The organism is Streptomyces sp. NPDC044921 (assembly GCF_056432865.1).
This window is the reverse complement of record NZ_JBWKIF010000003.1, coordinates 107886-129142: the sequence shown is the minus strand read 5'-3', so window position 1 is coordinate 129142 and position 21257 is coordinate 107886. Positions and strand designations below refer to the sequence as shown.

General features: G+C 70.3%; 19 protein-coding genes. All 19 read right to left on the bottom strand.

Annotated features, from left to right (window positions below; translation table 11 throughout):
- Nucleotides 1-2: 2 nt before the first annotated feature.
- The 19 genes from atpA to AC07DA_RS05640 all read right to left on the bottom strand — a co-directional run bounded on the left by atpA (nt 3) and on the right by AC07DA_RS05640 (nt 21232).
- A complete protein-coding gene (gene atpA / locus AC07DA_RS05730) occupies nt 3-1592 on the bottom strand; it encodes a F0F1 ATP synthase subunit alpha (RefSeq protein ID WP_365087516.1) in 1590 nt (529 codons plus the stop codon).
- A 124-nt stretch (nt 1593-1716) separates the two neighbouring features.
- Nucleotides 1717-2532, bottom strand: coding sequence for a F0F1 ATP synthase subunit delta (locus AC07DA_RS05725; RefSeq protein ID WP_479124931.1), 816 nt, complete (start codon nt 2530-2532; stop codon nt 1717-1719).
- On the bottom strand, nt 2529-3077 hold the full coding sequence (locus AC07DA_RS05720; protein WP_031117488.1) for a F0F1 ATP synthase subunit B: 549 nt from the start codon (nt 3075-3077) through the stop codon (nt 2529-2531). The genes AC07DA_RS05725 and AC07DA_RS05720 overlap by 4 nt, the downstream gene beginning before the upstream one ends.
- Nucleotides 3078-3116: 39 nt before the next feature.
- Nucleotides 3117-3353 carry an ATP synthase subunit c family protein gene (locus AC07DA_RS05715; protein ID WP_247463749.1) on the bottom strand — a complete coding sequence of 79 codons (237 nt, stop codon included), beginning with the start codon at nt 3351-3353 and terminating at the stop codon, nt 3117-3119.
- Nucleotides 3354-3427: 74 nt separating this feature from the next.
- Nucleotides 3428-4195 carry a F0F1 ATP synthase subunit A gene (gene atpB / locus AC07DA_RS05710; protein ID WP_479125424.1) on the bottom strand — a complete coding sequence of 256 codons (768 nt, stop codon included), beginning with the start codon at nt 4193-4195 and terminating at the stop codon, nt 3428-3430.
- Between the two features lie 273 nt (nt 4196-4468).
- Nucleotides 4469-4906 (bottom strand): hypothetical protein, encoded by a 438-nt coding sequence (locus AC07DA_RS05705; RefSeq protein ID WP_479124930.1) that lies wholly within the window; start codon nt 4904-4906, stop codon nt 4469-4471.
- A 298-nt stretch (nt 4907-5204) separates the two neighbouring features.
- Complete coding sequence (locus AC07DA_RS05700) at nt 5205-6551, bottom strand: MraY family glycosyltransferase (RefSeq protein WP_479124928.1); 1347 nt, start codon at nt 6549-6551, stop codon at nt 5205-5207.
- A gap of 129 nt (nt 6552-6680) precedes the next feature.
- The gene (locus tag AC07DA_RS05695; RefSeq protein WP_479124926.1) at nt 6681-7919 is read right to left on the bottom strand and encodes a serine hydroxymethyltransferase; all 1239 of its coding nucleotides are present in this window, start codon (nt 7917-7919) and stop codon (nt 6681-6683) included.
- A gap of 68 nt (nt 7920-7987) precedes the next feature.
- Nucleotides 7988-8665 (bottom strand): arsenate reductase/protein-tyrosine-phosphatase family protein, encoded by a 678-nt coding sequence (locus AC07DA_RS05690; RefSeq protein ID WP_479124924.1) that lies wholly within the window; start codon nt 8663-8665, stop codon nt 7988-7990.
- A complete protein-coding gene (locus tag AC07DA_RS05685; RefSeq protein ID WP_479124923.1) occupies nt 8662-9309 on the bottom strand; it encodes an L-threonylcarbamoyladenylate synthase in 648 nt (215 codons plus the stop codon). Before AC07DA_RS05685 ends, AC07DA_RS05690 begins: the two co-directional genes overlap by 4 nt.
- Nucleotides 9310-9397: 88 nt before the next feature.
- On the bottom strand, nt 9398-10243 hold the full coding sequence (gene prmC / locus AC07DA_RS05680; RefSeq protein WP_479124921.1) for a peptide chain release factor N(5)-glutamine methyltransferase: 846 nt from the start codon (nt 10241-10243) through the stop codon (nt 9398-9400).
- Between the two features lie 39 nt (nt 10244-10282).
- Nucleotides 10283-11359 (bottom strand): peptide chain release factor 1, encoded by a 1077-nt coding sequence (prfA, locus tag AC07DA_RS05675; RefSeq protein WP_479124919.1) that lies wholly within the window; start codon nt 11357-11359, stop codon nt 10283-10285.
- Between the two features lie 109 nt (nt 11360-11468).
- On the bottom strand, nt 11469-11690 hold the full coding sequence (gene rpmE / locus AC07DA_RS05670; protein ID WP_003992975.1) for a 50S ribosomal protein L31: 222 nt from the start codon (nt 11688-11690) through the stop codon (nt 11469-11471).
- A 197-nt stretch (nt 11691-11887) separates the two neighbouring features.
- A complete protein-coding gene (locus AC07DA_RS05665; protein ID WP_479124918.1) occupies nt 11888-13024 on the bottom strand; it encodes an LCP family protein in 1137 nt (378 codons plus the stop codon).
- A gap of 207 nt (nt 13025-13231) precedes the next feature.
- The gene (locus AC07DA_RS05660; RefSeq protein WP_479125422.1) at nt 13232-15028 is read right to left on the bottom strand and encodes a trypsin-like serine protease; all 1797 of its coding nucleotides are present in this window, start codon (nt 15026-15028) and stop codon (nt 13232-13234) included.
- Nucleotides 15029-15149: 121 nt separating this feature from the next.
- Entirely contained in the window at nt 15150-17183 is a 2034-nt protein-coding gene (rho, locus tag AC07DA_RS05655) for a transcription termination factor Rho (RefSeq protein WP_479124916.1), read from the bottom strand.
- A gap of 402 nt (nt 17184-17585) precedes the next feature.
- Entirely contained in the window at nt 17586-18515 is a 930-nt protein-coding gene (thrB, locus tag AC07DA_RS05650; RefSeq protein WP_479124914.1) for a homoserine kinase, read from the bottom strand.
- Between the two features lie 359 nt (nt 18516-18874).
- Entirely contained in the window at nt 18875-19933 is a 1059-nt protein-coding gene (gene thrC / locus AC07DA_RS05645; RefSeq protein WP_479124912.1) for a threonine synthase, read from the bottom strand.
- 6 nt (nt 19934-19939) lie between these two features.
- Nucleotides 19940-21232 (bottom strand): homoserine dehydrogenase, encoded by a 1293-nt coding sequence (locus tag AC07DA_RS05640; RefSeq protein WP_479124911.1) that lies wholly within the window; start codon nt 21230-21232, stop codon nt 19940-19942.
- Between the last annotated feature and the right edge of the window lie 25 nt (nt 21233-21257).

Sequence of the window (21257 nt, the reverse complement as noted above, 5' to 3'; positions counted from 1 at the left end):
CGTCACTTGCCGGCAGCCGGGGCGTCCTCGCCGAGCAGCTTGCCGTCGGAGGTCTCGAACTGCTTCTTGAACTCCGCGATGGCGTCGGCGACGGCCTGCAGCGTGTCGTCGGACATCTTGCCGCCCTCGCGGATGGAGGTCATCAGGCCCTGCTCCTTGCGGTGCAGGTACTCCAGCAGCTCCTTCTCGAAGCGGCGGATGTCGGCGACGGGGACGTCGTCCATCTTGCCGGTGGTGCCGGCCCAGACGGAGACGACCTGGTCCTCGGTGGCCATCGGCTGGTACTGCGGCTGCTTCAGCAGCTCGACCATGCGCTGACCGCGCTCCAGCTGCGCCTTCGACGCGGCGTCCAGGTCGGAACCGAAGGCGGCGAACGCCTCCAGCTCGCGGAACTGGGCGAGGTCCACGCGCAGCCGGCCGGAGACCTGCTTCATCGCCTTGTGCTGCGCGGAACCACCGACTCGGGAGACGGAGATACCGACGTTCAGCGCGGGGCGCTGACCGGCGTTGAACAGGTCCGACTCCAGGAAGCACTGGCCGTCGGTGATGGAGATGACGTTGGTCGGGATGAACGCCGAGACGTCGTTGGCCTTGGTCTCGACGATCGGCAGACCGGTCATCGAACCCGCGCCCATCTCGTCGGAGAGCTTGGCGCAGCGCTCCAGCAGACGGGAGTGCAGGTAGAAGACGTCACCCGGGTAGGCCTCACGGCCCGGCGGGCGGCGCAGCAGCAGCGACACGGCGCGGTAGGCGTCGGCCTGCTTCGACAGGTCGTCGAAGATGATCAGGACGTGCTTGCCCTGGTACATCCAGTGCTGGCCGATGGCCGAACCGGTGTACGGCGCCAGGTACTTGAAGCCGGCCGGGTCGGACGCCGGGGCGGCGACGATGGTCGTGTACTCCAGCGCGCCGGCCTCCTCCAGAGCGCCGCGCACGCCGGCGATGGTGGAGCCCTTCTGGCCGATGGCGACGTAGATGCAGCGGACCTGCTTGTTCGGGTCGCCGGTGCGCCAGTTGTCGCGCTGGTTGATGATCGTGTCGACGGCCAGGGCGGTCTTGCCGGTCTGGCGGTCACCGATGATCAGCTGGCGCTGGCCGCGGCCGATCGGGGTCATCGCGTCGACGGCCTTGTAGCCCGTCTCCATCGGCTCGTGCACCGACTTGCGGACCATGACGCCCGGGGCCTGCAGCTCCAGGGCGCGACGGTCTTCGGTCTCGATCTCGCCGAGGCCGTCGATCGGGTTGCCGAGGGGGTCCACCACGCGGCCGAGGTAGCCCTCGCCCACCGCGACGGAGAGAACCTCACCGGTGCGGGAGACCGGCTGTCCCTCCTCGACGCCGCTGAACTCGCCGAGGACGATGGCACCGATCTCGCGCTCCTCGAGGTTGAGGGCGAGGCCGAGGGTGCCGTCCTCGAACTTCAGCAGCTCGTTGGCCATGGTCGAGGGCAGGCCCTCGACCTTCGCGATGCCGTCGCCGGCAAAGGTGACCGTACCGACCTCCTCGCGCGAGGCCGCGTCCGGCTTGTACGCCTGGACGAAGTTCTCCAGCGCGTCCCGGATCTCCTCCGGCCGGATCGTGAGCTCCGCCATCTGGGTTCCCTGCTCTCCTTGTTGGGCCCGAAGTTTCTTAGGGGGTCTGGGGGCGACCCCCAGGATTCTTCTGCACGGCCCAACCAGGGCCGTCGTAAGTACGTTGTGCCTATTGAGTTGCTGCTCAGCCGGCGAGCCGGCGGCTGGCGTCCTCGATGCGGTCCGCGAGGGAGCCGTTGATGACCTCGTCGCCGACCTGCACCCGGATCCCGCCGAGGACCTCGGGGTCCACGTCCAGGTTGAGGTGCATCGTGCGGCCGTAGAGCTTCGCGAGGGCGGCACCCAGGCGCTGCTTCTGCGGGTCGCTCAGCGGCACCGCCGAGGTCACGGTGGCGACCATGCGGTCCCGCCGCTCGGCGGCGAGCTTGGACAGGGACTCCAGTCCCGTCTCCAGGCTACGTCCCCGGGGCGCGGTCACAAGGCGCGTCACCAGACGCTCGGTGGCCGCCTGCGCCCGGCCGCCCAGCAGGCTGCGCAGCAGCCCGCTCTTGGCCGAGGTGGTGGCCTTGCGGTCGGTCAGCGCGGCACGCAGCTCGGTGCTGCCGGAGACGATCCGGCCGAACCGGAACAGCTCGTCCTCGACGTCGTCGAGCTTGCCGGCCTGCTGCGCGGCGGTGAGGTCGGCGGTGTCGGCCAGCTGCTCCAGCGCGTCCACCAGGTCGCGCGACTGCGACCAGCGGGAGCGCACCATGCCGGCCACCAGGTCCGCGGCCGGGCCGCTGACCTGGGTGCCGAGCAGGCGCTGTGCCAGCCCGGCCTTGGCCTCGCCGGACTGCGCCGGGTCGGTCAGGACCCGACGCAGCGACACCTCGCGGTCGAGCAGCGCGGTGACGGCGGCCAGCTCACCGGCGAGCGAGCCCGCGTCGACGGACGTGGAGTCCGTCAGCGCGTCGAGACGCTCTCGTGCGGCTGCCAGGGCCTCGCGGCTCGCTCCGTTCATCGGCCGGCCTCGGCCTTCTCCTCGAGCTCGTCGAGGAACCGGTCGATCACGCGGCTCTGGCGGGCGTGGTCCTCCAGGGACTCGCCGACGAGCTTGCCGGCCAGATCGGTGGCGAGCTTGCCCACGTCCTGGCGCAGCGCGGACGCGGCGGCCTTGCGGTCGGCCTCGATCTGGGCGTGACCGGCGGCGACGATCTCCTCGCGCTGCCGCTGGCCCTCGGCCCGCATCTCGGCGATGAGAGCGGCACCCTGCTCCTGCGCCTCCTGGCGCAGACGCGCGGCCTCGTGCCGGGCCTCGGCGAGCTGTGCCTTGTACTGCTCAAGGACGCTCTGGGCCTCGACCTTCATGGTCTCGGCCTCTTCGATACCGCCTTCGATCGCCGCGCGGCGCTCCTCCAGAACCTTGTTGATGTTCGGAAGCAGCTTCTTCCAGAAGAAGAAGAACACGATGGCGAAGGCGATGGTGCCGACGAGCAGCTCGGGGCCCGGAGGAACGAGCGGGTTCTGCTCCTCCTCGGCCGCCAGCTGCACCAGGTTGGCGATCACATCAGTGCCTTTCGTCGATATGTGTCAGGTGGCTAAGGCTTAGACACCGAACACGAACGGCATGACGATGCCGATGAGGGCGAGCGCCTCACAGAAGGCGAAACCGAGGATCTGGTTGGCGCGGATGAGACCGGCGGCCTCGGGCTGACGGGCGAGAGCCTGCGTGCCGTTACCGAAGATGATGCCGACGCCGACGCCGGGGCCGATGGCGGCGAGACCGTAGCCGATGGAACCGAGGGAGCCGGAGACCTCAGCGGCAAGCTGCACAGCGGACATGCTGTAACTTCCTTCTCTTTGCGGACCGGTGGGGGTTGGCCACCGGACGACTGGGGGTTTACGGGCGGATGGGCTCAGTGGTGCTCGGCGAGAGCACCCTGAATGTAGGAGCAGGCCAGCAGCACGAAGACGTACGCCTGAACGGCCTGGACGAAGAGCTCGAAGAGGATCATGACCATGGTCATGACGAAGGAGACACCGGCCGCCGGGATCATCCAGCTGTTCAGCAGGTACCAGGAGGCGACGGTGAACATCACCAGCATCAGGTGACCGGCGAACATGTTCGCGAACAGTCGCACCGCGTGCGTGAAGGGCCGCACCAGCAGGTTCGAGAAGAACTCGATGACCATGACGAGCGGCAGCACGGCACCGAGCGACTTGTCGTAGCCCGTGACGTTCTTGAAGAAGCCGACGAAGCCGTGCCGCTTGAAGGTCAAACCGACCCACGTGATGTAGACGACGGCGGCCAGCACGATCGGGTACGCGATGATCGACGACACCGGGAACTGTGCCAGCGGGATCACGGACCAGATGTTCATGATCCAGATGAAGAAGAACAGCGAGACCATCAGGGGGACGTACTTCTCGCCCTCCTTCTTGCCGAGGGTCTCGTAGACGATGCCGCGGCGGACGAAGTCGTATCCGGCTTCACCGACCATCTGCAGCTTGCCCGGCACCACCTTCGCCTTGCCGAAGGCCGCGTAGAAGAAGCCGATGACGAGGAGGGTGGTGATGAGGGCGAGCAGCATCACCTTGTTGAACTCGAACCCCCCGACCGTGGCGATCGGCTTGAAGAGGAACGAGTGCAGGCCCGGTGCCGGAAAACCACACCCGTCGGACATGATCCGACAGCTCCAGTCGAAGGCGAGCTGGGTCTGGTCAGCACTCACCGCGGGCTCCTTCGGTGTGACGCATAGGTACGGCAACCTCGTTGTGTCGGCGCGGCGCGCAGCCGCGGATCGGCACCGGACTGGTGTTACGGATGTGAGGGCGGCTGGGGGGCATCGAGCCTCGCGTTCGAGCAGGCGTCAGCTCAGATGCCCGCGCCCGCGATGCCGCAGTTGGCACCGGACGATAGCAGGAGTTCGTACTGCCCTTTATCGCGCCCCTACTCGTCACGACGACGACCCGGTCTTCTCGGGCTTCTCGCTCTTCTCGGAGTCCGGGTCGATGTAGAAGATCTTGGCCTTCATGTGCGCACGGGCCTGCGCAGCCATCCACACGACGGTCGCGACGACGAGCCCGATGGCGAACGCCTTCGCGTTGAAGAGAGAGGTGTCCCTGAAGAGGGCGACGAAGATCATGAGAAGCAGCAACTGGGCGACGTAGAGCATCAGCCCCATCGCCTGGAACAACTGCGGGAGCGTTTTTGCCGTCCACTGGAGGACGTACAGACCGATCCCCATGAAGAGGATGGCCAGCAGTGCGCCGATCCCGGCGCCGACGGCTCCCTTGCCTCCGGCCACCACACCACTGACGGCGGCCGTGACCACACCGGCAGCGGCTGTGGGCACAGCACACTGCAGAAGGTTCCGGGCGTCATTGGACGGCATGGCGGCAACTCCGCTTTCGCAGGGGGCAGGGGTGTCGTCATGGACGAGCGTAGTCCCGGGCTGAGTGGAGACCTCACACCGCTGGACCGTCGCACTGCGGTCCTTCGGCTCTATCCGGGGGGTTCTCGTGAACCGTATCACAAACTATTTGATGCAGTCTTTACCTGAAGGTGTGCGCACTCTCACACATGAGAGTGAACCTGCCCGTCTGAGCGTGAACATCGCCGGGATGTCTGGTATTGGAGCGCTTCGCACCCCCATCAGCATCCCACGACTTGGCAATGCTCTAGTCAGATTCTTACCTTGTCCCCGCCTTGCGCCGGGCGGCGGGGTGTGAGCGGGCGCCGATCGCCGTCGCTCCGTTGGCACCCGAGACGCCGGACGCCACCGGGGTACGGCTCTCCGGTCCGGGCCGCGCGGGCTGGTCCGTCGCGGACGCCGGGGTCGAGGCCTCCGGTGCCAGGGCCGCGACCGCGCCGCGGCGGCGGTAGCGCGGCGGCACGAACCGCTCCATCCAGCGCGGGGTGCGCGGCGTGAACCGCGGCAGCAGGAGCAGGACCAGACCGATCGCGCTGAGGAAGACCACGCCGAGCACGATCCACATCGACGCCGAGTTGACCGAGTAGGCCAGCGCGCCGAAGGCGATGAGCGCGGACCAGAAGTACATGATCAGCACCGCGCGGCTGTGCGAGTGCCCGATCTCCAGCAGCCGGTGGTGCAGGTGGCCCCGGTCGGCGGCGAACGGCGACTGGCCGCGCCAGGTGCGGCGCACGATCGCCAGGATCAGGTCGGCGGCCGGCACCGCGATGATCGTCAGCGGCAGCAGCAGCGGGATGTAGACGGGCACCGTCTGGTGCACGGCCTCCTTCTCGGACCCGACGTACAGGTTGAGCGCGTCCGGGTCGACCTGCCCGGTGACGGAGATCGCGCCGGCGGCCAGGACCAGGCCGATCAGCATCGAGCCCGAGTCGCCCATGAAGATCCGCGCCGGGTGCATGTTGTGCGGCAGGAAGCCCAGGCACATGCCCATCAGGATCGCCGCGAACAGCGTGGCCGGGGCGGCGGCCTCGATGCCGTACGAGTACCAGATGCGGTAGGCGTACAGGAAGAACGCGGTGGCCGCGATGCAGACCATGCCGGCCGCCAGGCCGTCCAGGCCGTCGACGAAGTTGACCGCGTTGATGGTGATGACGACGAGCGCGACCGTCAGCAGCGTGCCCTGCCACTGGGTGAGCGCCACCGAGCCCACGCCCGGGATCGGCAGCCACAGGATCGTCAGGCCCTGCACGACCATCACGCCCGCGGCGATCATCTGGCCGCCCAGCTTGATCAGGGCGTCGATCTCGAACTTGTCGTCCAGGACGCCGATCAGCCAGATCAGGGCCGCTCCGGACAGCAGCGCCCGGGGTTCGTTGGAGGTCTCGAAGACCTGGTTGAGGTTGGTCAGGTGGTCGGCGACCAGCAGGCCCGCGCACAGGCCGAAGAACATGGCGATACCGCCGAGCCGCGGAGTGGGTTCCCGGTGCACGTCACGGGCCCGGATCTCCGGCATCGCCCCGGCCACGATCGCGAACTTGCGTACCGGCCCTGTCAGCAGATACGTCACCGCGGCCGTGACGCAGAGCGTCAGCAGGTATTCACGCACGGGCTTCCCCACAGGTCTCGCTGGCCATCTCAGCTCCACACCCTAGCGATGCGCGCATATGGGTGGGGACTTCCGGGTAGCGACGATGGTTGCACGAGTGGCTGTGCACCTCGGTGCGCCTCCCCCGGCTCAGCGGGGATACGGCGGAAACGCACCGGCCAGTTCCCGCACTTCTTCACGGGCTCTCACCGGCTCCGTCACACCCCGCAGCACACCGGCGAGCAGCTTGGCGATCCGGGCCATCTCCGCCTCGCCCATGCCCTGCGTGGTGACCGCGGCCGTGCCGAGCCGCAGGCCCCGGGCGTCGCCGTGCGGCAGGGCGCAGCAGTCCAGGACCAGGCCGGCGGCGGCCAGCCGGCCCCGGGCGGTGCGCCCGTCGACGCCGAGCGGCGCCGGGTCGGCGGTGATCAGGTGGGTGTCCGTGCCGCCGGTGGTGACGGCCAGGCCCTCGGCGGCCAGCCGGGCCGCGAGAACCCGCGCGTTCGCCACCACCTGATGGGCGTACGCGGCGAACGCCGGTGTTGCCGCCTCGCCGAACGCGACGGCCTTGGCGGCGATGGTGTGCATCTGGGCGCCGCCCTGCGTGAAGGGGAACACGGCCCGGTCCACCCGCTCGGCCAGCTCCGCCCGGCACAGGATCATGCCGCCGCGCGGGCCCCGCAGCACCTTGTGGGTGGTCGCGCAGACGACGTCCGCGTACGGCACCGGGCTGGGCGCCGCTCCCCCGGCCACCAGCCCCATCGGGTGCGCGGCGTCCGCGACGAGGTAGGCGCCCACCTCGTCGGCGACCTCGCGGAAGAAGCCGTAGTCGAAGTGCCGCGGGTAGGCGATCGAACCGCACACGATCGCCTTGGGGCGGCGCGTGCGGGCCAGGGTGCGCACCTGCTCGTGGTCGACGAGCCCGGACTCGGCCTCCAGGCCGTAGCCGACGAAGTCGAACCAGCGGCCGGAGAAGTTCACCGGCGAGCCGTGCGTGAGGTGGCCGCCGTGCGGCAGGCCCAGGGCGAGGACGGTGTCGCCGGGGCGCAGCAGGGCGGCGTAGGCGGCCAGCACCGCCGAAGACCCCGAGTGGGACTGCACGTTGGCGTGGTCGGCGCCGAACAGGGCCCGGGCCCGGTCGACGGCGAGCCGCTCGGCGACGTCCACGATCTCGCAGCCGCCGTGGTGGCGGGCCCCCGGATAGCCCTCGGCGTACTTGTTGGCGAGCGGTGAGCCGAGGGCGGCCAGCACGGCCGGGGAGCTGAAGTTCTCGGCGGCGATCAGCTGGAGCGTCGTCGCCTGCCGCTCCCGCTCCCCGAGCAGGACGTCGGCGAGCTCGGGGTCCTGGCGGCGCAGGACATCGGCCTCGATGGCAGGGGTGACCGTCATGGTGGGCTCCGGGCGTCGACGGTGACGTACGACCAATGTAGGCCCGGGGCCCCCGCGGCGCTCGGTCGTTACGTCCGTGCGGGAACGCCGGTGAGCGCCGTGACGACCGGGTCGAGCGCCTGGTGTATCTCGTCGCCGATGGACCGGAAGAACGTCAGGGGCGCCCCGTACGGGTCGTAGACCTCGTCCGCCTCGGCGTTCGGGGCGAGCAGCCACCCGCGTAGAGCCGCCGCGGCGCGGACCAGGGCACGGGCGCGGCCCACCACGCCGTCCTCCAGGGGCGGCAGGGTCGCCGGGTCGATGGCCTTGACCAGGCGGGTGAACTCCTTGAGCGTGAAGGTGCGCAGGCCCGCCGAGTGGCCCATCGAGATGACCTGCGCCCGGTGGTCGCGGGTGGCGGTCAGCACCAGGTCGGCGCGGATCACGTGCTCGTCGAGGAGCTCGCGCCCGGTGAAGCCGGAGGCGTCCGCGCCGAAGTCGGCCAGGACGGTCTCCGCGTGGGCCTCCATGGGCGCGCCCTCGTGACCCCAGGTGCCGGCGCTCTCCACGATCAGGCCGCCGCCCAGGATGCCCAGCCGCTCCTGCACGAAATGGCGGGTCAGCCGCTCGGTGATGGGTGAGCGGCACACGTTGCCGGTGCTGACGTGGAGGATGCGGAAGCTGTCGCGCGGCAGTCCCACGAAGGTCGTCGTGATCTCCGCCGCGCTGTCCCCGTTGCCTATGCCACGCCCCTCAGGGGCCGTCAATTCGCCACCTCGAGGTCGGGTACGACCTTCCTCAGCTCGTCCGCCGAGAGCGCGCCGGCGCGCAGCAGCATCGGCACCTCACGGGTCACGTCGACGATCGACGACGGCACGTTGCCGGGGGTCGGGCCGCCGTCGAGGTAGACGGAGACGGAGTCGCCGAGCATCTGCTGCGCCGCGTCGCAGTTCTCCGGCGCCGGGTGGCCGGTGAGGTTGGCGGAGGACACGGCCATGGGACCGACCTCGGTGAGCAGTTCGATGGCGACGGGGTGCAGCGGCATGCGCACGGCGACCGTGCCCCGGGTGTCCCCGAGGTCCCACTGCAGGGACGGCTGGTGCTTGGCGACGAGCGTCAGGGCGCCCGGCCAGAAGGCGTCCACGAGCTCCCAGGCCAGCTCGGAGAAGTCCGTGACGAGCCCGTGCAGCGTGTTCGGCGAGCCGATGAGGACGGGGGTGGGCATGTTGCGCCCGCGGCCCTTGGCCTGCAGCAGGTCGGAGACCGCCTCCGAGGAGAACGCGTCGGCGCCGATGCCGTACACCGTGTCCGTCGGCAGCACCACGAGCTCGCCACGGCGGACGGCGGACGCTGCCTCGCGCAGACCGGTGACTCGGTCGGTCGCGTCGTTGGTGTCGTATCGCCGTGCCATCTTTAGCTGGCCTCCTCGTACACGTGCTGCTGGGATGAAGTCCGCGAGGTCCGCGACGTCTGCGGGGATCGCGGGGTGCCCTGGGTGCTCACGGCAGCGCCTTGCGGGCCGTGGCGAAGCGCGGGCGGTTGTTCAGGTCCGGGTGGTCGGCCGCGTCGGTCCAGCCGCGGTCCTCGGCGAAGATCCACGGCACCTGGCCGCCCTGGGTGTCGGCGTGCTCCACGACCACCACGCCCCCGGGGCGCAGCAGCCGGTGCGCGGTCCGCTCCAGGCCGCGGATGAGGTCCAGGCCGTCCTCGCCGGAGAACAGGGCCAGGCCGGGGTCGTAGTCCCGCGCCTCGGGAGCGACGTACTCCCACTCCGTGAGCGGGATGTAGGGCGGGTTGGAGATGACCAGGTCGACCTGGCCGTCGAGGTCCGGGAAGGCGGTCAGGGCGTCGCCCTGGCGCAGCTCCACCCTGGATCCCTCCACGTTCTTGCGGGTCCACCGCAGGGCGTCCTCGGACAGCTCCACGGCGTGCACGCGCGAGCGCGGGACCTCCTGGGCGAGGGCGAGCGCGATGGCGCCGGAGCCGGTGCACAGGTCGACGATGCACGGCTCGACGACGTCCATGGCCCGCACCGCGTCTATGGCCCAGCCGACCACGGACTCGGTCTCGGGACGCGGCACGAACACCCCGGGGCCGACCTGGAGTTCCAGGTACCGGAAGTAGGCGCGCCCGGTGATGTGCTGGAGCGGCTCGCGGGCCTCGCGGCGGGCGATGACCTCCCAGTACCGGGCGTCGAAGTCGGAGTCCTTGACGGAGTGCAGCTCGCCGCGCTTGACGCCGTGCACGAACGCGGCGAGCTCCTCCGCGTCGGTACGCGGCGAGGGCACGCCGGCGTCGGCGAGCCGCTGGGTGGCCTGGGCCACCTCCGCGAGCAGCAGATTCACGCAAGTCCTCCGAGTGTGCTCGTTCGTGCCCTTCGTGCCTTACGCAGCCGCCAGCTTCGCCGCCGAGTCCGCGTCGACGCAGGCCTGGATCACCGCGTCGAGGTCGCCGTCCAGGACCTGGTCCAGGTTGTACGCCTTGAAGCCGACGCGGTGGTCCGAGATGCGGTTCTCCGGGAAGTTGTACGTGCGGATCTTCTCGGAGCGGTCGACGGTGCGGACCTGGCTGCGGCGGGCGTCGGCGGCCTCCCGCTCCGCTTCCTCCTGCGCCATGGCGAGCAGCCTGGAGCGCAGGATACGCAGTGCCTGCTCCTTGTTCTGCAGCTGGCTCTTCTCGTTCTGGCAGGAGGCGACGACTCCGGTCGGGATGTGCGTGATGCGCACGGCGGAGTCGGTGGTGTTGACGGACTGCCCGCCGGGACCGGAGGACCGGTAGACGTCGATGCGCAGGTCGTTGGGGTTGATCTCGACGTCGACCTCCTCGGCCTCGGGCGTGACGAGCACGCCGGCCGCGGAGGTGTGGATACGGCCCTGGGACTCGGTCGCGGGCACGCGCTGCACGCGGTGCACGCCGCCCTCGTACTTCAGCCGGGCCCACACGCCCTGTCCGGGCTCGGTGGCGCCCTGACCGCCCTTGGTCTTCACGGCGACCTGGACGTCCTTGTAGCCGCCCAGCTCGGACTCGGTGGCGTCGATGATCTCGGTCTTCCAGCCGACGCGCTCGGCGTAGCGCAGGTACATGCGCAGCAGGTCGCCCGCGAACAGCGCGGACTCGTCGCCGCCGGCGCCGGCCTTGATCTCCAGGATGACGTCCTTGTCGTCGCTGGGGTCGCGCGGGACGAGCAGGAGGCGCAGCTTCTCCGTCAGCTCCTCCTGCCGCTTCTCCAGCTCCTTGACCTCGGCCGCGAAATCGGGATCGTCGGCGGCGAACTCGCGTGCGGTCCCGATGTCGTCGCCCGTCTGCTTCCAGGAGCGGTACGTCGTGACGATCGGGGTGAGCTCGGCGTAACGCTTGTTCAGCTTGCGCGCGTTGGCCTGGTCGGCGTGGACCGACGGGTCGGCGAGCTTCTTCTCCAGGTCGGCGTGCTCGGCGACGAGTTCCTCGACGGCCTCGAACATCTTGGGGCTCCTGTGTACGGACGGGGGTGAAGGGGCGGGCGACCAAAAACGCCGGTCCCGGCGCGCCCCCCGGTGGGGACACTGCCGTGGACCGGCGAAATGGGGCTCGCTACTTCTTGGAGCCGGCGGCCTTGCCGAAGCGGGCCTCGAAGCGGGCCACACGGCCACCGGTGTCGAGGATCTTCTGCTTGCCCGTGTAGAACGGGTGGCACTCGGAGCACACGTCGGCCCGGATGGTGCCGGACTCGATGGTGCTGCGCGTGGTGAACGACGCGCCGCAGGTGCAGCTGACCTGCGTCTCGACGTACTCGGGGTGGATGTCGCGCTTCAAGGTGTCTCCTAGGTTTCGGGAGGGCGCCGGGTCGCCGCCGCGGGGTGCGGGGGCGTGAACCGGAGCCGACGTACCAGTCTGCCAGGACTGGGGCCATCCCCCAAAACCGGGGGTTGCGGTGATCTATTCCCCGCGGGCCCGTGGGGGCTTGTCGCGCCCGCGCGGCGGAGCCGTACATCGCCACGGCCCCGCGCCCCTCACGGGGCGCTGACCACGCCCTTAGCCTCGCCGGTGGCGGAGCCGGAGGTCGCCGACTCCGGGATCGGCCGGTCGTTCGCCAGGGCCTTCCAGATCTGGTCGGCCTTCTTCTCCTGGAGGAGGACGCGGTTGGGGTCGGCCGGGTCGTAGACGACCGGCATCGTGACCATGTGCATGTTGGCGGGGCTGATGCCCCGCAGGCCGCTCGCGAAGGAGGCGAGCTTGTTGACCGAGCCGAGGTCGGAGTCGGTCGTCACCGTCTTGGTCGCGGTCTCCGCGAGGTCGAGCAGCTTCTTCGGATTGCTGAAGACGCCGACGTCCTTGACCTGGTGGACCAGGGCCTTGATGAAGGCCTGCTGGAGCTGGATGCGGCCGAGGTCGGAGCCGTCACCGACGCCGTGCCGGGTGCGGACCAGGCCGAGGGCCTGCTCGCCGTCGAGTCTGTGGGTGCCGGCCTTCAGCTTCAGGTGGCTGTCGGGGTCGTCGATGCTCCTGGTCGTGGTGATCTCGACGCCGCCGAGGTCGTCGATGAGCTTCTGGAAGCCGGCGAAGTCGACCTCCAGGTAGTGGTCCATGCGCAGGTCCGTGATGGACTCGACGGTCTTCACGGCGCAGGCGGCTCCGCCGGTGGAGTACGCGGAGTTGAACATCGCGTTGCGGGCGGCGGGGTGCTCGTTGCCCTGGGTGTCCGTGCAGGCGGGCCGGTCGATGAGGGTGTCGCGCGGGATGGAGACCACGCTGGCCTTCTTGTGGCCCTTGTAGATGTGGACGATCATCGCCGTGTCGGAGCGGGCGCTGCCGTCGTCGGTGCCGCCGCCCAGCTTCCTGTTGCTGCCGGAGCGGGTGTCCGAGCCGAGCACCAGGATGTTCTCGGAGCCGTTGTCGGCCGCCCTGGGACGGTCGGTGCCCAGGGCCTGGTCGATGTCGACGCTCTTGAGGTTGCCGTTGAGCTTGAAGTACACGTAGCCCACGCCGGCGCCGCCCAGGACGACGATGCCCGCGGCGGTCCAGGCCGTGATGATCAGGCCCTTGTGGCGCCTGCGGGGGGCGCGGCGTCGGCCCTTGCCGCGGTTGCGCGGTCCCTTCGTGCCGGTCTCGCCCGGTATACCCGGATCCGGCGTGCTCTCGGCAGACATGTGCTCCTCAGCTCGTCTACGGTCGGTTACCCCCTGCGGTCAGTGCCAGGCGTGGCCGGTCGGAACCCTTCCTCGCACCATCGTCGCTCCGCCTGGTCAGACGGGGAAACTCGGGAAAGGGTTGCACAACGGACTGTGCCCACCGCGTGGGGCGGTGGGCACAGTGTGTGGCCGGTGGGGCCGGGGGGACCCGGCTCACCTGCTGTTTCAGCCGAGGATGTCGTACTGCTTGAAGTCGGTGGCGACGGACTTCCTTGTGGTGAAGATCTCGCTGGTCGCCTTGCCGGTGCCCGCGTACAGGTAGAGCGTGCCGCCGGGGGTGCGGGCCAGGAAGTCGGCCCTGCCGTCACCGGTGATGTCACCGACCGCGTCGAAGGCGTTGTACGTGGTGCTGCTCCAGGTGCGGACCTTGATCCGGCCGGAGAACGCCCCGGTGCCGGACTTGCCGGTGCCCTTGTACAGGTAGACCGTGCCGCCGCTCTTGCTGCGGGCGATCAGGTCGGTCTTGCCGTCACCGGTGAAGTCGCCCTTGCCGCGGACGGAGTTGTACTGGTTCCAGCCGGTGCCGACCTTGACGCGCGGGGCGAAGGTGCCGTTGCCCTTGCCCGGGTAGATCCACATCACGCCGGCCGAGTCGACGGAGAGCAGGTCGGGCAGGTAGTCGCCGGTGACGTCACCGGGGGTGACGATGCGGGTGCGGGTCTTCCAGTTGTCGGCGATCTGCTGGGTGGACCAGGTGCCGCTGGAGATCACGTAGCGGGTCCAGTAGACGTCGCCGGTGGAGCTGACCCGGTAGACGAGGTCCTGGTAGCCGTCGCGGTCGAGGTCGGTCTGCAGGACGACGTTGACGCCGTCCCAGTTGCCCCAGGACTCGCGGGCGGCGAGGGAGGTGCCGTTGGAGTTCTTGGAGTAGCCGGTCTTGGTGGAGGCGTTGCGCACCCACACGTCGGCCCGGTGGTCGCCGTTGATGTTGGTGTCGTCGAGCCGCGGGTAGGCCGCGCCGACGTAGGTGCTGACCTTGCTGAAGACGCTGTAGGCGCCCTTGGCGACGCAGTCGGTCACGCCCCAGGACACGACACCGACGATGCGGTTGTTGACGACCAGGGGGCCGCCGGAGTCGCCGTTGCAGGCGGTGGTGGTGCCGGTGTCGCTGCCGGTGGCGGGCTTGCCCGCGCACACCATGTGGCCCTTGACGAAGTCCGCGCCGTACGCGGCGGAGCAGGTCGCGTCGGACTGGATGGGCAGCGTGGCCGTCTTCAGCGTGTCGGAGATGGCGTCGCTGGTGGAGCTGGTGCGTCCCCAGCCGTAGACCTTGGCGCTGGTGCCGGCCTGGTACGAGGCGGTGTCGCCGGGCGTCGTCATGCGGATCGGCGTGGCCTTGACCGGGACCGGCAGGGTCAGCACCGCGATGTCGTTGTCGATGGTCCTCGCGCTGTACGACGCGTGGTTCCACTGCCGCCAGACGCCGGTGACGGTGCCGCCGTGCAGGTCGGTGCCGTCCGCGGAGGGCAGCTGGGAGGTGCCGGTGACGACGGCGCCGTTGGCGTGCCAGTCGTAGCCCTTGACGCAGTGCGCGGCGGTGAGGATCTTCGTCGGCGCGACGACGGCGCCGCCGCAGAAGAAGCCGATGTCGTCACCGGTGCTGGAGGTGCCCCGGTCGTCGTAGTAGTGGAGCTGGGCCATCCAGGGCGCCGAGGTGATGGTGGTCTGGCTGCCACCGATGATCTTCGGGTCGATACGGCTGGTCCCGGTGCTCGCGCTCAGCGAGGCCTTGCTCGTCCCGCCCGCCGTGTCGTCGCCGGCCAGGGCGCCGGCGACGCGCTTCTCCAGCTCCGCGAGCGGCGGCGAGGCGGCCACGGCGGGCTTGACGGCGGGCTGCGGCAGCGGGGTGGCCGCGCCGGCGGAGGTCGTCAGCAGCGCGGCAGCCACGGCGGCGGCCACACCGGCGGCGGCGACGGGCAGCGCGATGCGTATCCGGCGTCTGTGCCGGCCGCCCCCGGGCATGGATGTACCCACGAATGTCCCCCCGCGGGATCAAAGTGCGAAGAGAGCGTGATCCTATCTCCGCATGGACACCACAAAGGGCCGCCCCCTCGCGGGGAGCGGCCCTGTGCGCGGTACTGCCTCAGTCGCCGTTGCCGGGCGCCGGAGTGGTCTTCTGGATCTGCATCAGGAACTCGGCATTCGACTTCGTCTGCTTCATCTTGTCGAGAAGCAGCTCGACCGCCTGCTGCTGGTCGAGCGCGTGCAGCACCCGGCGCAGCTTCCAGACGATGGCGAGCTCGTCGTTGGCGAGCAGGATCTCCTCCTTGCGGGTACCGGACGCGTCGACGTCCACCGCCGGGAAGATCCGCTTGTCGGCGAGCTTCCGATCGAGCTTGAGCTCGGCGTTGCCCGTGCCCTTGAACTCCTCGAAGATCACCTCGTCCATGCGGGACCCGGTGTCCACCAGGGCGGTGGCGAGGATGGTCAGCGAGCCGCCGTCCTCGATGTTGCGGGCCGCACCGAAGAACCGCTTCGGCGGGTACAGGGCGGTCGAGTCGACACCACCGGACAGGATGCGGCCGGAGGCCGGGGCGGCGAGGTTGTACGCACGGCCCAGACGCGTGATCGAGTCGAGCAGCACGACCACGTCGTGGCCCAGCTCCACCAGGCGCTTGGCGCGCTCGATGGCCAGCTCGGCGACGGTGGTGTGGTCCTCGGCCGGGCGGTCGAAGGTCGAGGAGATGACCTCGCCCTTGACCGACCGCTGCATGTCGGTGACCTCTTCCGGACGCTCGTCGACGAGGACGACCATCAGGTGGCACTCGGGGTTGTTGTGCGTGATCGCGTTGGCGATCGCCTGCATGATCATGGTCTTGCCGGTCTTCGGCGGGGCCACGATCAGACCGCGCTGGCCCTTGCCGATCGGCGACACGAGGTCGATGATCCGGGTGGTCAGCACGCCCGGGTCCGTCTCCAGGCGGAGGCGGTCCTGCGGGTACAGCGGGGTGAGCTTGTTGAACTCCGGGCGGCCGCGGCCGTGTTCGGGCGCCATGCCGTTGACGGAGTCCAGGCGCACCAGCGCGTTGAACTTCTCGCGGCGCTCGCCTTCCTTGGGCTGGCGGACCGCACCGGTGATGTGGTCGCCCTTGCGCAGGCCGTTCTTGCGGACCTGGGCGAGGGAGACGTACACGTCGTTCGGTCCGGGCAGGTAGCCGGAGGTCCGGATGAACGCGTAGTTGTCGAGGATGTCGAGGATGCCCGCGACGGGGATCAGGACGTCGTCCTCGTTGATCTGCGGCTCGGTGGCCATGTCGTCGCGGCCGCGACGGCCCCGGCGGTCGCGGTAGCGCCCGCGACGGCCGCGCCGGCCGCCCTCGAAGTCGTCGTCGTCCTGCTGGCCGCGGTCCTGGCGGCCGCCGCCCTGCTGGTTCTGCTGCTGGCCGCGGTCCTGGCGGCCGCCGCCCTGCTGGTCGTCGCCCTTGCCGCCGCGGCGGTCGCGGTCACGCCCGCGGTCCCGGTCGCGGTCACGGCGGTCGCGGCGGCGGCCCTCGCCGCCGTCACCGTCGGACTTGGCCTCGTTGCCCTGCGACTGCTGTGTCTGCTGCTGCACCGGCGTCTCGGCCTTGGGCTCGTTCTTCGCCTCGGCGGCGACGGTCTCGGGAGCGGAAGCGGGGGATCCGGCATCGGCGGTGGCGCGGCGACGGCGGCGCTCGGAGGGCGCGTCGTCGGACGCCGGCTGGCCGGGGATCTCGATCTGCTGCTGGGCCGCGGCCTTGTCGGCCTGCTCCGCGGGGGCCTCGGGGGCCTGCTTCGCGTCGGCCTTCTTCTGCGCCTTGTCGCCGTTGTCGCCGTTGTCGCCCGTTCGGGCCCGCGAGGTGGCGCGGCGCTTGGGCTTGGTCTCGGCGGGGGCGTCGGCCTTCGCGGCCGGAGCGGCGCCGCCGGACGCCTGCGCCTCCTTGATGACCTCGATCAGCTGGCTCTTGCGCATCCGCGCGGTGCCCCTGATGCCGAGGCCGGATGCGACCTGCTGCAGCTCGGCCAGCACCATGCCCTCGAGGCCGGTACCGCGGCGCCGCCGGGAGCCGGCACCGGTGGCAGGCGCGGAGGCGTCCGTGGCGGGCGCGGCAGCGGTCTCCTCGACACGTGCGCCCATCAGATCGGTGGTGTCGCTCACGAAGGGTCCTTCCCTGGAGCGGACGTCGGCCTGTCTGGCTCGGCGACCGGTTGTGCTGTCCGGCTTCGGTCCGTGTGGTGTGAACCGTGCCGGGGCGGTGGTCCGCCTAAGCGGCGGAGGAATCTGGTGATGGCGCTTCCTTGAACCGTGGCACCCAGTGTCAGTGTCACGCGGCGTGGTCGCACCGGTTCCGGAGCGTGCCCTGCGCCCCGCTCAGTGTCCTCGTACGACGTACGGTCCGGCGTACGGAACACAGTGCGGCTTGGGGGGCTCCCGGAAGAATGTCTGTCCCGGACGGGGACACGAGGCACCTCGCCATGGTGGGGTCGGGTGCAGACTTGAGGTTAACACTACCGGATCCAACAAACATTCCCCCTCTCGAAATCCGGCAATCGCGCGCTTTCAGATGTCACCGGCGGTCGCGAGCGGCAGCACGCTCGCGCCGTGCGCGTCGAGGCTCAGCCGGTTGGCGGCCCAGTCCGCGCCCGCCAGGGCCTCGACCTTGTCGGCGCTGTCCGCGTCGGCCAGCGCCATGACCGTGGGTCCGGCGCCGGAGATGACCGCGGGGATGCCGTCGCCCCGCAGCCGCTCCACCAGTGCCGCGCTCTCCGGCATGGCGGGGGCGCGGTACTCCTGGTGCAGCCGGTCCTCGGTGGCGGGCAGCAGCAGCTCGGGGCGCCGCGTCAGGGCCTCGACGAGCAGGGCGGCCCGGCCCGCGTTGGCGGCGGCGTCGACGTGCGGGACGGTACGCGGGAGCAGGCCGCGCGCCGTCTCCGTCAATACCGGCTTTCCGGGCACGAAAACCACCGGAACGATGGAATCGGCGGGGTCCATCCTGATCGCGCGGGCGGCACCGCCCTCCATCCAGGACAGCGTGAAACCGCCCAGCAGACACGCGGCGACGTTGTCCGGGTGGCCCTCGATCTCCGTGGCGAGCTCCAGCAGGGCCGTGTCGTCGAGCTTGGCCTCGGCACCTATGGTCACGGCCCGGGCGGCGACGATCCCGGCGCAGATGGCGGCCGAGGAGGAGCCCAGGCCCCGGCCGTGCGGGATGCGGTTGGCGCAGACGATCTCCAGACCGCGGGGCTGCCCGCCCAGCAGGTCGAAGGCGGTGCGCAGGGACCGCACGAGGAGGTGTTGCTCGTCGCGCGGGAGCGTCTCGCTGCCCTCACCCGCGATGTCGATGTGCAGCCCGGAGTCGGCCACCCGGACGACCACGTCGTCGTACAAGCCCAGCGCGAGGCCGAGGGCGTCGAAGCCCGGGCCGAGGTTGGCGCTGGTGGCGGGGACGCGCACCCGGACGGCGGCGGCGCGGAACGCTGGACCGGCCATCGCTCGATGACTCTCCTTGAGCTGCGTGATTGTCGAATGACGTTCGATGGACATTCGATGACGTACGAGAACCCGGGGGGCCGCCGCCGGCCGGTGGGCCGGCCGCTGCCCCGGCCGCGGAGACGGCGCGGCACCGCGCTCCTGCGGAGGCATATGCGGCGGGCGGGTTCAGTACAGCCTATCGAAGGAAGGTTCTGTGGCGACATAGGGCGCACAGGAGGCGCACGATGCGTGTCGTAAGCCCCCTGTGCACCCCCCGTAGGGAATCTCCCCGGACCGACGCCGTCTTACGCCGGAACGTGTCGGGCGTGGCACCGGCGCTCGGCGCGTCGGCGCACGTCAGGTCCGTTCGAGCGCCCTCAGACGAGACCCAGGCGCTCCGCCGCGGCCGCCGCGTCGACGGGGACGGTGACCGGCTGCGGGGCGCCGGCGACGGCCCAGTCGGGGTCCTTCAGCCCGTTGCCGGTGACGGTGCAGACGATGCGCTGCCCCGGGTCGACCTTGCCCTGCTCGGCGGCCTTCAGCAGACCCGCGACGGAGGCGGCGGACGCCGGTTCGACGAAGACGCCCTCCTGCGAGGCCAACAGCCGGTAGGCGCGCAGGATCTCACGGTCCGTCACCTCGTCGATGGCACCGCCCGACTCGTCCCGCGCGGCGAGCGCGTACTGCCACGAGGCCGGGTTGCCGATGCGGATCGCGGTGGCGATGGTCGAGGGGTCCTTGACGACCTCGCCGCGCACGAGGGGGGCGGAACCGGAGGCCTGGAATCCCCACATGCGCGGGGTCCTGGTGGCGACGCCGTCGGCGGCGTACTCCTTGTAGCCCTTCCAGTACGCCGTGATGTTGCCCGCGTTGCCCACCGGCAGGACGTGGATGTCGGGCGCGTCGCCGAGCATGTCCACGATCTCGAAGGCGGCCGTCTTCTGGCCCTCGATACGCACCGGATTGACGGAATTGACCAGTGACACGGGGTAGTTGTCGCTGAGACCGCGCGCGAGCGTGAGGCAGTCGTCGAAGTTGCCGTCGACCTGGAGGATCTTCGCGCCGTGGACGAGGGCCTGGCCCATCTTGCCCAGCGCGATCTTCCCCTGCGGCACGAGCACGGCGCAGACCATCCCGGCCCGCACGGCGTACGCGGCGGCGGAGGCCGAGGTGTTGCCGGTGGAGGCGCAGATGACGGCCTGCGCGCCCTCCTCCTTGGCCCGCGTGATGGCCATCGTCATGCCGCGGTCCTTGAAGGAACCGGTGGGGTTCGCGCCCTCCACCTTGAGGTGGACCTCGCAGCCCGTGCGCTCGGAGAGCACCTGCGCGGGCACGAGGGGCGTGCCGCCCTCGCGGAGCGTCACGACCGGCGTGGTGTCGGATACCGGCAGCCGGTCCCGGTACTCCTCGATGATTCCGCGCCACTGGTGGGTCATTGCTGGTTACTCTCCTTCAACCCGCATGATGCTGGCGACACCACGCACGGTGTCGAGCTTGCGCAACGCCTCGACGGTCCCGGTGAGGGCGGCGTCGGACGCGCGGTGCGTGACGACGACGAGGGACGCCTCGCCGTCCTTCCCCTGCTGGCGAACCGTATCGATCGAGACGCCGTGCTCGGCGAAGACGGTCGCGACCTGGGCGAGAACACCCGGTTTGTCGGCCACGTCGAGGCTGATGTGGTAGCGCGTGACGACCTCGCCCATCGGGGAGACGGGGAGGGCGGCGTACGCGGACTCCCCCGGTCCGGTCGCGCCGCCGAGGCGGTTGCGGCAGACGGCGACGAGGTCGCCGAGCACGGCGGAGGCCGTCGGGGAGCCGCCCGCTCCGGGGCCGTAGAACATGAGCTGCCCGGCGGCGTCGGACTCGACGAACACGGCGTTGTAGGCGCCGCGCACGGAGGCCAGCGGGTGGCTCAGCGGGATCATGGCGGGATGCACGCGCGCGGTCACGGAGCCGCCGTCCGCGGCCCGCTCGCAGATGGCGAGCAGCTTGATGGTGCAGCCCATCTCCTTCGCGGACGCGAAGTCGGCGGCGGTCACCTCGGTCATGCCCTCGCGGTAGACATCGTCCAGGCGCACCCGCGTATGGAAGGCGATGCCGGCGAGGATGGCGGCCTTGGCGGCGGCGTCGAAGCCCTCGACGTCGGCCGTCGGGTCGGCCTCGGCGTACCCGAGGGCGGTCGCCTCGTCGAGGGCCTCCTGGTACCCGGCGCCCGTCGTGTCCATCTTGTCGAGGATGAAGTTGGTCGTCCCATTGACGATGCCCATCACCCGGTTGATCTTGTCGCCGGCGAGGGACTCGCGCAGCGGCCGGATCAGCGGGATGGCACCGGCGACGGCGGCCTCATAGTAGAGGTCCTTGCCGTGCTCCCCGGCAGCGGCGTGCAGCGCGGCGCCGTCCTGGGCGAGCAGCGCCTTGTTGGCGGAGACGACGGACGCACCGTGCTCGAAGGCGGTGGTGATGAGGGAGCGGGCCGGCTCGATGCCGCCGATCACCTCCACCACCACGTCGATGTCACCCCGTTTGACCAGGGCGGTGGCGTCCGTGGTGATCAGCGCGGGGTCGATGCCCTCGCGCACGCGGTCGGGCCGGCGGACGGCGACACCGGCCAGCTCCACCGGGGCCCCGATCCGGGCCGTGAGGTCGTCGGCGTGCGTCGTCATGATGCGCGCCACCTCTGAGCCGACCACTCCACAGCCCAGCAGCGCCACCTTCAGCGGACGCGTACGCATCATCCGACCTCGTTTCCTCATTACCGTC